The sequence below is a fragment of the Paenibacillus sp. RS8 genome (assembly GCF_041956825.1).
Classification (GTDB): Bacteria; Bacillota; Bacilli; order Paenibacillales; family Paenibacillaceae; genus Paenibacillus_AQ.
This window is the reverse complement of record NZ_CP168131.1, coordinates 1,492,090-1,508,540: the sequence shown is the minus strand read 5'-3', so window position 1 is coordinate 1,508,540 and position 16,451 is coordinate 1,492,090. Positions and strand designations below refer to the sequence as shown.

14 protein-coding genes are annotated in these 16,451 nt (G+C 44.2%); all 14 read left to right on the top strand.

Translation table 11 applies throughout. The features are described from left to right. The first annotated feature begins 45 nt into the window (after nucleotides 1-45). The gene (locus ACDZ28_RS07975; RefSeq protein WP_375104418.1) at nucleotides 46-990 is read left to right on the top strand and encodes a D-alanyl-D-alanine carboxypeptidase family protein; all 945 of its coding nucleotides are present in this window, start codon (nucleotides 46-48) and stop codon (nucleotides 988-990) included. 314 nt (nucleotides 991-1,304) lie between these two features. After that, entirely contained in the window at nucleotides 1,305-2,330 is a 1,026-nt protein-coding gene (locus tag ACDZ28_RS07970; protein ID WP_042131717.1) for an LCP family protein, read from the top strand. A 193-nt stretch (nucleotides 2,331-2,523) separates the two neighbouring features. Continuing rightward, nucleotides 2,524-2,949, top strand: coding sequence for a CBS domain-containing protein (locus tag ACDZ28_RS07965; protein ID WP_042131716.1), 426 nt, complete (start codon nucleotides 2,524-2,526; stop codon nucleotides 2,947-2,949). 213 nt (nucleotides 2,950-3,162) lie between these two features. Next, a complete protein-coding gene (locus tag ACDZ28_RS07960) occupies nucleotides 3,163-3,465 on the top strand; it encodes a MazG-like family protein (RefSeq protein WP_170880353.1) in 303 nt (100 codons plus the stop codon). 6 nt (nucleotides 3,466-3,471) lie between these two features. Next, on the top strand, nucleotides 3,472-4,389 hold the full coding sequence (locus tag ACDZ28_RS07955) for a DUF2232 domain-containing protein (protein ID WP_042131714.1): 918 nt from the start codon (nucleotides 3,472-3,474) through the stop codon (nucleotides 4,387-4,389). A gap of 11 nt (nucleotides 4,390-4,400) precedes the next feature. Beyond that, nucleotides 4,401-6,407: a DHH family phosphoesterase gene (locus ACDZ28_RS07950; protein WP_042131713.1), complete on the top strand. Its 2,007-nt coding sequence runs from the start codon at nucleotides 4,401-4,403 to the stop codon at nucleotides 6,405-6,407. After that, nucleotides 6,404-6,850 (top strand): 50S ribosomal protein L9, encoded by a 447-nt coding sequence (rplI, locus tag ACDZ28_RS07945; RefSeq protein WP_339288676.1) that lies wholly within the window; start codon nucleotides 6,404-6,406, stop codon nucleotides 6,848-6,850. The genes ACDZ28_RS07950 and rplI overlap by 4 nt, the downstream gene beginning before the upstream one ends. 1 nt (nucleotide 6,851) lies before the next feature. Beyond that, nucleotides 6,852-8,219: a replicative DNA helicase gene (gene dnaB / locus ACDZ28_RS07940; protein WP_042131710.1), complete on the top strand. Its 1,368-nt coding sequence runs from the start codon at nucleotides 6,852-6,854 to the stop codon at nucleotides 8,217-8,219. A 209-nt stretch (nucleotides 8,220-8,428) separates the two neighbouring features. Continuing rightward, nucleotides 8,429-9,715, top strand: coding sequence for an adenylosuccinate synthase (locus tag ACDZ28_RS07935; protein WP_076120609.1), 1,287 nt, complete (start codon nucleotides 8,429-8,431; stop codon nucleotides 9,713-9,715). 163 nt (nucleotides 9,716-9,878) lie between these two features. Next, on the top strand, nucleotides 9,879-10,526 hold the full coding sequence (locus ACDZ28_RS07930; RefSeq protein ID WP_339288675.1) for a hypothetical protein: 648 nt from the start codon (nucleotides 9,879-9,881) through the stop codon (nucleotides 10,524-10,526). Nucleotides 10,527-10,840: 314 nt separating this feature from the next. Beyond that, complete coding sequence (locus ACDZ28_RS07925) at nucleotides 10,841-12,382, top strand: M23 family metallopeptidase (RefSeq protein WP_052414782.1); 1,542 nt, start codon at nucleotides 10,841-10,843, stop codon at nucleotides 12,380-12,382. 191 nt (nucleotides 12,383-12,573) lie between these two features. Continuing rightward, the gene (yycF, locus tag ACDZ28_RS07920) at nucleotides 12,574-13,305 is read left to right on the top strand and encodes a response regulator YycF (protein WP_042131706.1); all 732 of its coding nucleotides are present in this window, start codon (nucleotides 12,574-12,576) and stop codon (nucleotides 13,303-13,305) included. After that, nucleotides 13,305-15,134: a cell wall metabolism sensor histidine kinase WalK gene (gene walK / locus ACDZ28_RS07915; RefSeq protein WP_042131705.1), complete on the top strand. Its 1,830-nt coding sequence runs from the start codon at nucleotides 13,305-13,307 to the stop codon at nucleotides 15,132-15,134. Before yycF ends, walK begins: the two co-directional genes overlap by 1 nt. Beyond that, nucleotides 15,131-16,423 (top strand): YycH family regulatory protein, encoded by a 1,293-nt coding sequence (locus tag ACDZ28_RS07910; protein ID WP_076120607.1) that lies wholly within the window; start codon nucleotides 15,131-15,133, stop codon nucleotides 16,421-16,423. Before walK ends, ACDZ28_RS07910 begins: the two co-directional genes overlap by 4 nt. Nucleotides 16,424-16,451 lie beyond the last annotated feature (28 nt).

The following is a 16,451-nucleotide window of genomic DNA, read 5'->3' as shown; positions in this document are numbered from 1 at the left end:
AAATTGTAGTTTCATTCGTCATATATAGTATGGAGGATGACGACGATGAAAAGACGGATAATAGTGGGGACAATTGCAGCTGTTTTAGTCGTTGTCTTGCTTGTGGTGTGGAGGCCAACTGGGCTTGGTTTTAAACCGAATATTGATGCGGAATCAGCAGTGCTTTTAGATATGGATACCGGAGATATATGGGTGGATATAAACGGTGATGTACCCATGCCACCGGCCAGTGTGTCTAAATTAATGACAGAAATGATTGTGCTGGATCAAATCTCCTCTGGAATGATTAGATGGGAAGATAGGGTTACAATTAGTGATTTCGCAAGTAAAATGGGTGGCACAAGTCTCTCATTGAAGCGTGGAGAATTCTATACCATAAGGGAACTATTTGAGGGAATGACCATTTATTCTGCTAACGATGCTACTGTTGCATTGGCAGAGTATATGGCTGGCTCAGAAGCTTCATTTGTGCTAATGATGAACGAAAAGGCACGTAGTCTAGGATTATCTTCCAACACAATATTTACCAACTCAACGGGACTATCGGGTAAGGATCTTGGTTTTACTGCTCCCAATGTGCATATCAGCGGTGAGACTATGATGACAGCTCGGGACACCGCCAAATTGGCTGCCGCACTAATCTATCATCATCCGGATATTCTTGATATTTCTAGCCGTACTCAAATGCATTTGAAGGATAAAGGTCTATATGTAAGTAACAGTAATTTCATGCTTCCAGCTATGGGTGGTATTTACGCTTATGAGGGTACAGATGGCTTAAAGACTGGGCATGATAACCGGGCAGGATACTGCATTGCAGGCTCAGCCCAGCGGGATGGCCATAGGCTTATTGCAGTTGTTATGGGGGCAAAAACTTATGAGAGCCGTTTTGAAGGGGCAGCAAAATTATTTGATTATGGGTTCTTCCGCGGTTTGCAATCTGGAGATAGGGTTAAACATATGATACAACCGCTCAAAATTAGGAATTAATGTTGGAGCGCCATACCAGTATATATTACTTGGTTTGGGGCTTTTTCCCTATTCATGTCGTTATTTGTTGTTTCTTTTTATCCATTTAGTGATTACAATAGAAATATTGTTTTACTCCACATTATTTTTAGGACCGCAAAAAATTTTTTTCTATAATTTTGAATGACCTGAATTTCCTGAATGGGGGGACAATAAGATAATGGAATAAGGGATAGCCGATCGCTGTGAGAAATAAAGACATGACTGCCTGATGAAGATCAGGGAGCATTATATATAAGGCAAGCAATTATTCTACAATAAAGAAGGAATCAAAGATGAAAAAAATAAAGAAAAGATATATCGCCCTCATCGTTCTTGTTGTTATTATAGCGGGAGGCTTTCTGTTTCGTAATTCCTTGGCTGTATTAGCCTTCGACCTCTTTTTGTCTGATCGGGTTGAAACTAAGCTAAAGGAAGAATCTTACCAGCCACTTAAGGATGATAACAAGGTTAAGCCAGAACCGGTTGTGTACAAAAGCGATCCGTTCTCAATTATGCTGCTAGGTACCGATCAACGCGAAAATGAAACCGCACGTTCGGATACCATGATGTACGCTGTTGTTCGCCCAGAGGATTATAAGATCCTGCTTATTTCTATTCCGCGTGATACGTATACGGAAATTATAGGCCATAAGGATAATAAAAAGGATAAGATTACACATGCCTATGCTTTTGGGGGGCAACAAATGGCCAAGGATTCTCTAGAAGCGCTGCTTGGTCATGATATTCAATATTATGCCACAATCAACTTCCAAGGACTCAAGGATGCTGTAGATGCTATTGGAGGCGTTCCACTGCCGATTAAGAAAGACATTGTGAACAAAGGTAAGGATCATGAAAAGTTTACAATTGAAGCTGGAAAATCGCTTTATAACGGACAAGAAGCGCTGAATTATACGCGTTATCGTGAGGATAGTGACTTTAACCGCACCAAGCGCCAACAAGTTTTTATTGATGTTGTGGCTAATAAAATGTTATCGATCAGCCAAATTGGCAACATTCCAAAACTGCTTGATATTATGGGGGATAACTTCAAGACCGATATAGAGCCTTCGATGATTATTAGCCTAGCTAAGAAATTCATGGGCGGAAAAGGGATGGATATCTCCAGCTTCACAGTTATGGGCGAAGGTAAACGTATGGATGGTATTTATTATGATATCGTTGATGAAGAGGATCTGAGTGAAGCTAAGGCGATGATTGACAACTGGATGAATGCAGCAACACCTATAGATCAACTAATCGAACCTGGAAAAGCAAGTAATGCACTGGAACCTAAAGCAACGGCAGTTACGCAATAATTCTAAAGTGGAAATTAAACTCATATAAATAATTGCAGCAGCCATTTACATTCTCATGGCTGCTGCTTACTGTCTTCATGCTATAATGTATTGGAACTATTATTAAGCTGTCACGTATTAATAATTTTGCATGGCAGTAAGAGGAAGCTAAAGAACCGTAATTCCTTCGGAACTCTTTGAGGAGGATCAAGAGATGAATATTGCATTTTTTTTACTTCCGAAACAGGAAGTCGCTTGCGTAACGATCGATTCAACGCTACGCCAAACGCTGGAGAGGATGGAGTTCCACCGTTACACTGCTGTCCCTATTCTGAACCGAAATGGAGAATATGCTGGCACGGTTACAGAGGGTGATCTGCTCTGGTATATGAAGGAATCCGAGGGCAAGGTTACTTTCGAGAACGCTTCAAAATTCTTACTTAAAGATTTGCCGTTAAGGATGAATAACAGACCTGTCTCGATTGATGCGGATATGGAAGATCTGATTAATTTGGCTAAGGTACAGAACTTTGTTCCTGTAGTCGATGATATGAACCGGTTTATTGGTATTGTTCGCCGGAGTCAAGTCATAGAATATTGTGAGAAATTTGTATCAAAACAATCACAAGAGTCATTATAGCCCAATTTATTCGCGGTAATAGAAGCAATCGGAACAAGGCCTGTATTTCCGGCGATAACGGAAAACAGGTCTTTTTTTAAAAAGGTTAGAAGTATTAGTTCGGCCCTTGTTGAAGCATACTTAAGGTGCGCGGGGCGCCTTGTGTGACACGGAATTTTTTATGCTATAATGGAGAATAAAGCTTTTTGCCGGAGGTAGAGAGACGTGTCCAATGTGCCGAAGGATCTAGATGTAGCTAAACGCGCTAAGGTAATTGAATGGTTAAAAACAGAAGTGATTGACCAAGTTTCACGGTTATTTAAAGCGTTATGGGAAGGCAGTACTACCCGTGTGGGTGACAGCCTGGCTAGTTTGATTATGAGCTCTTATATATTGGGCCGCAGACTAGGGATTCCTTATCGTCAGTTAGATGACTTGCTACTCGAGAAGCTCAGAAAGCATAAGCAGGAAGGGCATCAGTTGGAAGAATGGTATCAAGATATATCTGCTTTAGAAGAACATATGCGTAAGAGGTGAATACTGTTGAAATTTCGCTGGTCATCTGTGGCTTGGAGTGTAGCATACTTACTTTTGCTGCTTAGTTTAACGACTCCACTGCTCATCATCACTACCTTATTTATGATTGTTCCGGCAGTAGTGTTATTCACTACGCTGAACACCAAACAATTCGTTCTACACGTATTACCGGTGTTGCTGATCGTTGGTCTGATTACACCTATTTATGTGCTGATCGCGGCGTATTTCTTAATACCTGCTCTGGTTATGGGACGTTGGTATAAAAGACATGCCTCAGCAATGTCTACCGTGATTGCGGGTACAGTTACAATTCTTGGAGAATTCTTGTTACTCTTATTACTCGGTACGGCGTTATTTAATTTTGATCTGTCTAACTATGTGAACGATGTGCTACAGATGGTTAACTCACCTCTGTCTGATCTCGGTACCGCTAATCCACTGTTTACTGATCTTGGGTTTACGACTGAGGATGTAAACAAGCTAAGTCATATGACGGTTCAAATGATCCCGATGACTCTAATCGTAAGCTCTTTCATGATAGCTGTCATTACGCATTCTATTGTCCGTCCGATTTTGAACAGTATGAATTATGCAGCGCCTAAGATGAAGCCTGCTCGTGAGTGGAGACTTTCTAGATCGTTTATTTGGTATTATTTGATTGGTGTGGTTCTTCAGCTCTTCTTCGCAGGATCGGAGAATAATTACATCCTCATGATTTCTGCCAATCTGCTGCCGTTGCTGCGAATTGGCTTTATGATTCAGGCGATTGGATTCTTCTTCTTCCTGGCGCATGAACGCAAATGGAACAAGATGGCTGCTATTCTGCTAGCAATTCCGGTCATTTTACTACCGCCGCTACGCATTATTGGTATTATTGATCTTGCTTTCCCACTGCGGGAGTATGTGACGAAATCGAAACGATAGGGTGAGAGTTCATGCCTAAATTTCTGCAAAGACGCTGGCACGGCTATCATACCGTATGGGCGTTCATGCTGCTGTTGGCCCTTATTATAATTGTTAGTATTTATAATTGGGCACTAGGGGTCGTTAGCCTGTTTCTGGCAGGTACATTATGCTTCTATATGCTGAAGACGGAGATTACGTTCCGCCGTAATTTGGTGGAATATATAAATGGATTAACTTTTCGTATTAAGCGGGTGGAGGGAGAAGCAGTTAGCATGCTGCCCCTCGGAATCATTCTGTTTAGCGAGGATCGAACAGTAGAATGGAATAACCGCTATGCCGGTGATGTTTTTGCACGCAAGTCTTTAGTTGGTGAACCACTGCAGGAATTACTGCCAGATATGCAGTCTTTTTTTACGACGAATGTAACAGGAAAACGGGATGTCCTCAAAGAAGGTGTATTGCACGACACTCGCCTTGAGCTCACTGTGGATGAACGATATTATCAAGCCGTAATTATTCCAAGTGAACGTATTCTATACATGTATGACATTACTGAGCTTGTGGTGCTACGTGAACGTTATGAGGATGAGAAGCTGGCGATCGGTATAGTGATGATGGATAATCTAGATGAATCTGCTCAAGGAATGGATGATCAACAGCGTACTTCTCTGATTGCTAAGGTAGCAAGTGAGATCACCGAATGGAGTAAACAGTTTGATGTTTACCTGCGTCGTCTGTCTTCTGAACGTTATCTAATGCTGCTTAATCATCGTAGCCTGCAAGCGCTGGAAGAAAGTCGATTCGTTATTCTCGATGAGATTAGGGAAATGACCGCCGACCTTAAGGTTCCCATGACACTGAGTATTGGCATGGCATTTGGAGCAGACTCTGCAAGCGAGCTAGGCGCTCTGGCGCAATCCAGTCTGGATATGGCGCTCGGCAGAGGTGGAGATCAGGCTGCTGTAAAAGCAGGTCAGAGGTTATCTTTCTACGGTGGAAAGAGTAATGCCGCCGAGAAGCGCACACGAGTGCGTGCAAGAGTCATTGCACATGCGCTGCGTGATCTGATGCAGGAGAGCGACCGTGTGCTGATCCTTGGGCACCGGACTCCAGATATCGATGCTGTTGGCGCTGCGATTGGCCTTCTAAGGGCCGCACAGATGTATAATGTAGAGGCCAGCATTGTGATGGAAACTCCTAATCCTTCCATAACGAACATGATGGAGCAGATTCGGAAAGATGATGAGTTGTTTAAGTCATTCATCACAACGGAGCAATCCTTACAAGTAATGACGGAGCATACATTGCTTATTGTTGTGGACACCCATAAGGCGTCAATGACAATGGAACCGCGGCTTGTGCAATATGCTAGTAGAATTGTTGTGGTGGATCATCACCGTAGAGGTGAAGAGTTCATCAACGATGCTGTATTAGTCTATTTAGAGCCTTATGCTTCATCAACCTGTGAGCTAGTGACAGAGTTGCTTCAATATATCCATGAGAAGGTAAAGATTAGTCCATTGGATGCTACAATGCTCTTAGCGGGAATTACTGTAGATACGAAGCACTTTGCATTGCATACAGGCTCCCGTACATTTGAAGCTGCAGGATTTCTGCGCCGAAATGGTGCGGATACCGTTCTTATTCAGCGTATGCTGAAGGAGGACTTACAGGAGTATATTTCAAAAGCCGAAATTATCAAGCATGCGCGTATGATTTATGATCAAATCGCATTGGTGGTTACGGCACCAGGTATGAAGATTCCGCAGCTGCTTATCGCTCAGACAGCGGATACGCTGCTTGGAATGACGAACGTAGTCGCTTCATTTGTCATTAGTGAGCGACCAGACGGCCTGATAAGCATTAGTGCTCGATCACTTGGGCGTATGAATGTACAGGTCGTGATGGAAAAAATGGGTGGCGGTGGGCATCTATCGAACGCCGCGGTACAGCTAGAAGGAACATGTAAAGAAGCAGAAGCCAGACTGCTGAAAGTGCTGGCTGAAATCGAATCGAAAGAGGGTTTATTCGAATGAAGGTCATTTTCATAAAAGATGTTAAGGGTCAAGGTAAAAAAGGTCAGGTTAAAGAGGTATCCGAAGGTTATGCTTCGAACTTCCTATTACCACGTGGATTAGTTCGTCCGGCAACGGAAGGCAATGTGAAGACGCTTGAGAATCAAGCAGCAGCTGAACAACGCCGTAAAGATAACGAAAAAGAAGAAGCACAGCAACTGGGCAAGAAGATAGATGAGCTTACCCTTACTATGAAGGCAAAAGCAGGTGAAGGCGGCCGTCTATTCGGCGCAATCACGAGCAAACAAATTGCTGAAACGCTATCTTCCACTCAAGGCATTTCCATCGATAAGCGCAAGATTGAGCTAGGTGAACCGATTCGCCATTTGGGAGTCTTCCAAGTAAGTATAAAACTACACACTGAAGTAAAGGCTACCCTTAAGGTTCAGGTAACGGAGGAGTAAAATGGGTGGAGATCTCTTTTTCGATCGGGTTCCCCCGCAGAATCTTGAGGCGGAGCAAGCGGTAATCGGTGCTGTTCTGTTGCAGGATGAAGCGCTCATTACTGCAATGGAACGGGTGAATACCGAAGACTTCTACGATAAAGCGCATCAAATGATTTTTGAGGCGATGGTGCAGCTCGGAGAAGAGAGCCAGCCGATTGATCTTGTTACGCTTACCTCAAGACTGCAGGACAAGGGAGAGCTTGAAGATATTGGCGGTGTTAGCTACTTAGCTAAGCTGGCGCATGCTGTGCCTACTGCGGCCAACGTAGAATACTACGCGCAGATTATTGAAGAAAAGGCTATGCTACGGCGTTTGATTCGTACAGCGACGCAGATCGTGAGCGAGGGTTACACGGGTGGCGAAGATGTTGCCGATATGCTGAGTGATGCAGAACGGCGAATTCTTGAAATCTCTAACCGGCGCAGCGGCAGTGGATTTATCGCAATCCGCGATGTTTTGATGGAAGTATTTGATAAGGTTGAACTCCTTCATCAGAATAAAGATAAGGGCGGCATGTCAGGTATTCCAACGGGATTTGTGGATTTAGACCATATGACTAATGGATTCCAGCGCAATGATTTGATCATTGTTGCAGCCCGTCCTTCTGTAGGTAAGACAGCATTCGCGCTAAATATTGCTCAGAATGTGGCAGTGCGTGCCAAAGAGACGGTTGCCATATTTAGTCTGGAAATGTCTGCACCGCAGCTAGTACAACGGATGATTTGTGCCGAAGCTAATCTGGATGCGAATACTATGCGTACCGGTGACTTTAAGAGTGATGATGATTGGTCGAAGCTGACTATGGGCATTCAGTCCCTATCGGAGGCGGAGATTTATATCGATGATACAGCAGGGATTACTGTAACGGATATTCGTGCGAAATGTCGAAGGCTCAAGAAGGAAAAGGGCCTCGGGATGATCGTCATTGACTACTTGCAGCTCATTCAGGGCCGCGGTAAAGGCGGGGAAAACCGGCAACAGGAAGTATCGGATATATCCCGTACACTGAAGCAGATTGCCCGTGAATTGGACGTGCCGGTTATCGCCCTGTCACAGCTTAGCCGGGGTGTAGAGCAGCGTCAGGATAAACGACCAATGATGAGTGACTTGCGTGAATCCGGTTCTATCGAGCAGGATGCCGACATTGTTGCGTTCCTGTATCGTGACGACTATTACAATCAGGACACTGAGAAGAAAAATATTATTGAAATTATTATAGCTAAACAGCGTAATGGTCCCGTTGGGACAGTAGAGCTTGTCTTCCTCAAAAATTTCAACAAGTTCGTTAACTACGAGCGAGCACATGCAGAACCATTTGCTGGTTAACCTGTCATGTATGATATCCGAACGATTGCACATTTCTTTGTGTAATCGTTCGTTTTATTTGACTTTGAAAAAAACGGCTGTTACACTGAGTATTGTCCTTTAGTGGGTAAATCCGCTTGGAGTCCGGAGGGCTACGTACATAAGAATGACGTACAGGGCCCATATTATGAAAAATAATGGTGCTGGCTAGCACCTACGGAGGAATGAACATGTCAACGGTAGTCGTCGTGGGAACACAATGGGGAGACGAAGGTAAAGGGAAAATCACTGACTTTCTAGCGGAAAGTGCAGATGTGGTTGCCCGTTATCAAGGGGGCAATAATGCCGGTCACACGATTCTGATTGACGGTGAGAAGTTTAAGCTCAGCTTAATCCCTTCTGGTGTATTTTATAAAGAAAAGACTTGTGTAATTGGTAACGGGATGGTTATTAATCCAGCTGCCTTGATCCAAGAAATTAATTATATTCACGAGAACGGTTTTGACACTAAGAACTTAGTGATCAGCGACCGGGCTCACGTTATTATGCCTTATCACATGGTACTGGATGCTCTAGAAGAAGACCGCAAGGGTCCGAACAAGATTGGTACAACACGCAAAGGTATCGGTCCTTGTTACATGGATAAGGCTGCGCGTAACGGTATCCGTATTGCTGACCTGATGGACGCTGAGGAATTCGAATTGAGACTCCGTCACTTAATGGAAGAGAAGAACCAAGTGATTACTCAAGTATATGGCGCGGAAGCTCTTAATGTTGAAGAGATCCTGACCCAGTACCTAGAATATGCGGAAGTACTGCGTAACTATGTGACAGACACGTCGGTTATTCTTAATGAAGCTATTGATGCAGACCGCAAAGTATTGTTTGAAGGTGCACAAGGGGTAATGCTTGATATCGATCAAGGTACGTATCCGTTTGTAACTTCTTCTAACCCATCTGCAGGTGGAGTATGCATAGGTTCTGGCGTTGGACCTTCCAAGATTAAACAAGTTATCGGGGTTGCTAAAGCCTACACCACTCGTGTTGGAGATGGCCCGTTCCCTACAGAACTGAATGATGCAACTGGAGACTATATCCGCGAAACGGGTCATGAATATGGCACAGTTACTGGACGTGCTCGCCGTGTAGGTTGGTTCGACAGTGTTGTTGTAAGTCACGCTCGCCGTGTAAGTGGAATTACAGGCTTGTCTCTTAACTCGCTGGATGTACTCAGCGGACTTGAGACTGTGAAGATCTGTACAGGCTACAAATACCGTGGTGAAGTAATCACGCATTACCCAGCTAGCCTTAAAATGCTGGCAGAATGTGAAGCGGTATATGAGGAGCTTCCAGGTTGGAGTGAAGATATTACTTCTGCAAAAACATTGGACGATCTGCCAGCCAATACACGCAGATATGTTGAGCGTGTGTCTGAGCTTACAGGAATTCCGATTGCCATCTTCTCAGTAGGCCGTAACCGTGAGCAGACGAATCAAGTAATGCCAATTTATATCTAAGCAACATAGTCATTTATAAGAGGCCTCGAGAGAGGTCTCTTTTTTTATGTTTACTGTTACTCGTATGTTTCCCGCAGCTGGTTCTAGTCAATACTGGAGGTATAGAAAAATATGGATATTATCTACCGGATAGACTTGAACATAGGTGAGAGGAGAGACGAAGATGAAGATTGTGAAGCGTGCACTGGGTGTATGCCTAATTGTAGTACTCGCAAGTACACTTTCAATTCTAACCACGGGCGTGGTTGTAAATGCTTATATTCAATCGGTGCTGGCAAGCTTCGATATTAAAGTGGATAGTCCAGGCCCAGGTTTAGGCGGGATGATCAAGAGTATTATTGGCATGGATAGCCAAACGAACACCACTAAAACGAATAAAGAAGCGACGACAGGCAGTACGGTAAATAAGGATAAAGATAATAGTAAGGATACACCGGCAAAAGAAAAAGGAGAACCTGTGGAGGAAAAAGCACCCGAAGATGCTTTACCGGTTATGGGACAAGCCTCAAATGAGTCCTCTACTAATGAAAACCAGAGTGGAAGTTCAGAGGACCAGAAATTGGTGATGACACCGGAGGCATTAGGTGACTTTAAAGATAATCTCCCTTCAGCGGAGAAGGTAAATATATTCAATATTTTGATGTCCAAACTACCGCAGGATGAGATGCAGAAAATCTCTACGGCGATGGAGGATGGACTAACGGAGGATGAGGTTAAGGAATTACAACAAGTCATTGCCAGATATGTTGATCCTGATGAATACGAGAGCATAATGAAAATGCTTACACCAACTACAGAATCGCTTCAGTAGTTCTAGTAATTGTCAATTTATAGACACAAGAAATAGGTTAAATTTTCATATTTGCGCAAAAAACCCGCATATTTCGTGGGTTTTTTTATATGTGTAAAGTTGAAATTTTTCGCTCAGCTATGGTACATTAGACAAGGATGTCAAAGGGTTAATTTTTTGTAACCAATTGTAACCTTTTGAACGGTCCATTAGAAGCAGGAACTTAGAACTAGGATATGCAGAAATATTCATGGTCGTAATCTATATAATCGAGATCGTATAACTAGCTTGGCCGCTCGTCTCGGATGACAGAGCGGACTGAAAGGGAGAGTTTCATGAAGAGATTTAAGTTCATGCGCCGGATGGGGAAACTGCAGGATAGCCACAAAGCAGAATCCGGGGTAGATGTGCAGAGCCACAATTTCGATCACGACTCCACGCACTTTCATCAAGAAAAAGGTACTCGTAGATTTCGGCGCTCTTGGATTATTGGAGCTGTTGGCCTAGTACTTCTAACCACTGTGTTGGTTGGTGCAGAGAAAAAGTATGTAGCGGCCAATACTGAAACCTACTATCAAGTGTTGGTGAAGGGCGAGGAGATCGGGAAACTTAACGATCAGGCACAGCTTAATCAGCTGTACGATAAGAAGCAACAGGAATATCAGGACAAGTATCCTGATAAAACAATGGTACTTCAGACAGAAGGCATTACAATTAAACAGCAGAAAGCGTATAAGCCTGAAGTTGATAGTGAGGCTACACTTAATAAATTGGATGGTATGCTGAAGGCCTATGCTGTAGGTGTACAATTAATGGTAGATGGCAAGGCTGTTGGTATTGTTAAGGATCAAGAGACCGCAAATGCGGTGCTTGAAGGGGTAAAGAATCACTATGTTCCACAAACTGAAGTAGCAACAGCTAGTAAGCTCACAAGAACAGCGGCCTCAAGTTCAAATGCTGCAAAGACAAAAGCTGCCAAGCAAGTGGAGTCAGTTAAGATTACTGAAGAGGTCTCTATTGTTCCTGTAAAAACAGATCCTAATAAAGTGTTGGATGTGGAGGAAGCAGTCAAGACGCTTACCGAGGGTAAAGAAGCACCGCTTCTCTACACCGTTCAAGAGGGCGATACGATTTCGGGGATTGCCAAACGGTTTGAAATTACACAAAAAGAGATTTATAGTAACAATCCTGATGTGAAAGAGCTAACGTTGAAGATTGGTGATACGCTGAAGCTGAAGGTACCACAGCCAGATGTTACAGTGGTTACTGTAGAGCAAGTGTCAGAGCAGGTAGTTACAGAACCTGAAGTGATCGTGCGTAAAAGCGACCAGTTACCGGCTGGCAAAAGCAAGGTCGTTCGTCCAGGACAAACAGGCCTTAAAGAAATGCAGTATCGGTTAACAAAGAAAAACGGAATGGTTGTACAAGAAGAATGGTTGGGCCAGACCGTTATAAAAGCATCACTACCTGAAGTTGTTTATCGAGGAACGAAGGTTGTTGGAGAAGGAACTGGCATGTTCAGTTGGCCAGTAAGCGGAGCAACCCTTACTAGTAGTTTCGGCGAACGCTGGAGCCGTGCCCATAAGGGGATAGATATGGTATCTGGCAATCGAACCATAAAAGCCTCTGATGCTGGAACTGTAGTCTTTGCAGGTGTGAAGAGTGGATATGGAAATGTGGTTATCGTGGATCACCGTAACGGATACGAGACTTATTACGGTCACTTAAATAGCATCTCAGTCTCTACGGGACAGCGCTTGGAGCAAGGCGCCAAGATTGGCGTAATGGGAAGCACGGGCCGTTCGACGGGTACGCATCTGCATTTTGAAATTCGGAAGAATGGCACTGCAGTAAATCCGATGAAGTATTTGCAATAATTCATACGTTAACCTCAACTGCTCGATGTTAATCGAGCAGTTTTTATTTTTTTTACGATATGTAAATGATGGTAAAGGAATTTCTTTGGCTGAGGTGGACGATTCCTTATTTCGTAGGATGTGACGGTAAGACAGGTATGTTAAAATAAAGGAATGATCTTTAAGTAGGGATAGGAAGGTGAAGCTGAGACATGCAGATGGGAACGATTCTGGTAGTAGACGATGAACAGCCTATTGCTGATATATTGAAGTTTAATTTAGAAAAAGAAGGCTACGAGGTTATTTGTGCTTTTGACGGTAACAGTGCAGTGGAACTGGCATTGTCCAAAAAGCCTGATCTTATGCTGCTTGATCTTATGCTGCCTGGTAAGGACGGGATGGATGTTTGTCGTGAGGTTCGTTCTGCGCACTTGGACATTCCTATCATTATGCTTACTGCCAAAGACGGAGAGATTGATAAGGTGCTTGGCCTGGAGCTTGGTGCGGATGACTATGTAACTAAACCTTTTAGTACACGAGAACTGCTCGCCAGAGTTAAAGCCCAAATGCGGAGACAGCACAAACCGTCACCAACGGGAGTGACGAGTGAGCCTGCAGAGAGCAAGCAGGGGATTTATCATTTTGATCTATTTATTGATACAGATATGTATATGGTATACAAGGGCGGAGAACCGCTTGATTTGACGCATCGTGAATATGAGCTGCTCTATTATATGATCAAACATGCGGGTAAGGTGATGACCCGGGAGCATTTATTGCAGGCTGTGTGGGGATTCGAGTATTTCGGTGATGTGCGGACCGTAGACGTGACGATCCGTCGTCTAAGAGAGAAAATTGAGGAGAATCCCAGCAAGCCGGAATATATTTATACCCGGCGCGGACTTGGCTATTTGATGCATAGCCCTAAAAGCGGAGGACTGTGATGAAATGGTGGTCCTTTTTCCGGACAATTCAGGCCAAGCTTATTATTATTTATGTACTGCTGATTCTGATAGCTATGCAGTTAATCGGAGTCTATTTTGTCAGCTCGATGAAGAACTCGTTAACGGATAATTTCACGAAGGATCTTAAGGCACGTGCTGAGATGCTGTCAATCCTGACTGCTGATAAATTTGGCAGTGAGGCTGGAACGGCGGACGAGGAAACGGCTGTAGAAAGTCTGCGTGGCATGGTCAATAATCTGTATATTAACGGGGCCGAGATTCAGGTGCTTGACGCCAGCGGCAAAATTATTACCACCTCCGTACCCTCGCAGAATGACTATGTCGGACAGCGCAATACTCAGACCGTAGTGAATCGTGCTTTGCAGGGGATCAGCGATAATGAAGAATATATTATTGCTGATGATAATGTGCGTAAAAAGGTTGTCGCCAAGCCGGTGCTCTCCGGTGATAAGGTGGTTGGGGCAATCTATATTGCTGCTGACATGAAAGATTTATATGCAACCATGGGCAGGATCAACAGTGTATTCATCTCTGGTTTGCTGTTAGCCTTATCACTGACAGTTGTCTTATGTGTTATTCTTGCACACACCATTACACAACCGATTAAAGAAATGACCAGGCATGCAACAGCTGTTGCAGAGGGCCGCTTCAATCGGAAAATGCCTGTACTGGGCAACGATGAAATTGGACAACTCAGTCAGGCATTCAATTATATGACTGGAAGATTGCGTGAGGCGCTCTCGCAGAATGAGGAGGAGAAGGAGAAGCTCACCTCTATTCTGACGAACATGAGCGATGGTGTGGTAGCCACGGATGAGAATGGCGTAGTGATTCTTATGAACCTTCGGGCAGCACTTATGCTGGGAACAGAAGGTCCATTGCCTGAAGGTGCTCCATTGGACAAGCTGCTAGGTCTTGACTATGAGCAGAGTGGCGCCTTGGCGAAAGGAAACGCACAATCCGCAATGCTTCATCTAACACATATGGGTGGAGAAGATTCTAATATCGTGAGAGTGACGTTTACTCCCATTCATCGCCGTGAAGGTGGGATTGCTGGTACCATTGCTGTGTTACAGGATGTAACTGAGCAAGAAAACCTGGAAGAATCACGCCGAGAATTCGTGGCGAACGTTTCGCATGAGCTAAGAACACCACTTACAACGATTAAGAGCTATGTGGAGGCACTCGATGATGGAGCGCTGGAGGATCCGCAGTTAGCGGTTCGATTTGTTGGGGTTATTCGTAACGAAACCGAGCGTATGATTCGTCTGGTTACAGATCTACTGCATCTTTCGCGACTGGATTCTAAAGAGGCACTTCTCAGAATTCAGCAGACTGATATTACTGAGATGCTGGAGGATGTAGCAGACCGTTTTTCTTTTCAGATTCGGCAGAAACGTATCGATATTAGCACAAGGGTTCGTAGGGATGTCAGCACAGCATGGCTTGATCGGGATCAAATTGATCAAGTGCTGGGGAATCTAGTCTCGAATGCGTTAAAATATACGCCAGAAGGCGGTACGATTGAATTGGAAGCCTTGAAGAATGAGGATGGAATGCTCTCCATTTCTGTACGTGATTCCGGGATTGGTATTCCGAAGAAAGACATCGAGCGGATCTTCGAACGCTTTTATCGGGTGGATAAGGCACGTTCACGGAATATGGGAGGCACCGGACTCGGTCTTTCCATTGCCCGGGAAATTGTGAAAGCACATGGAGGCTCTATTTCCCTGCAATCCGAGCTTAATGAAGGCTCCAAGGTAACCTTTACGCTACCTCTGAATGAGCAAAGGGGGAGTGAGGCATGAAGGAGAGATTGAAATCATGGATTCTAGCTTTGCTCGTGGTGGGAAGTCTTGTTGAGAGTTATTATTTGATTTACCGGCTGCCTGGTGCAGACTCTGCGGTACTCTCCGAGAATCTATATGTGAAGACGGATAATATGGGACCAGAAGAAAAGGTCGAGAACCTATTGTACCCTGACAAAATGATCATCCATATGGGCGATAACAAGCATACGCTTTTTTATCCAGACTCAACGTTCTATAGCTTAATTATGAATCGGTTAAAAGGTCGTGGATTTGAAAGCTTCCAGCGGCACTCGGTACAGGATTATGACTGGGATAAGATTCGTAGTGAGAATCCGGGGATTGAGCTTTCGTTCGGATCCGGCATTCCGGTAACGTTACTACAGCGGGTTATGCAGTTGTCACCTGATTCCCTGTTTGAAGGAGAAAGCATCGATCGCATTTGGATCTATAACATTAAGAATGACTCCAAAGCGCATGCCATTTTCTTCAGTACGAGAGGTGACATTATATATGAAGCGGCAAAAGCCGATTTAACCGTTCAAGACGTGCAGCAGCATGTGGATTTCGGCAAAAACTGGACGCCTTACAAGGCAGTAGACGGTGATTATTATGTGCCAGACAGCAAGATCTCTCTAGTTCAGGTTGAGATGCCTTCAGGCATGTATACCATAGAACAAATGCAGAGTAATCTTTTCTTCGATGTTGGAAGTACTAGATATATTCGCGAGAAAAACGGATCGGAGATTTATACGGACAGCAAACGCAGTCTTCAGGTCGATAAGGAACGGAATTGGATGAGCTATAGTGATCCAGCCGCACTTCCAGCTGGAGACAGTACACCTGCCAAGGATGCGCTTGAAGCTGTGGAATTTGTGAACCAGCATGGTGGATGGAACGGAACCTATCGTCTTGAAGCTACCGAGGAGGGGAGACAGGAGAGAAAGGTCTCTTTTCAACAATACTATGGCTCCTACCCATATGGCTCCTATCCGATCATGAGTAATTCGCAGCTACAGTATGGCGTAATTAATCTGGAATTGCAGCAGGGAACCGTATCCTCTTATGAACGCTCATTAATCTATATTGAGGAGAGTAAAGCAGAGAAGAAAATCGTAGAGCTATCTGGAGGCGCGGAGCTGGAGAATCAATTGTCGTTAGTCAGCAAAACTTCGGGAGTGAAGGATTTGACGCCTGCGTATGTACCTGTAGTGAAAGATGAGAAGCTGCAACTGCTCCCAGTCTGGAAGGTTACGCTTATTGATGGCAGTGTTCTTACTTTAAACTAATTACAAGTTGTTTATATAACATTTAGGA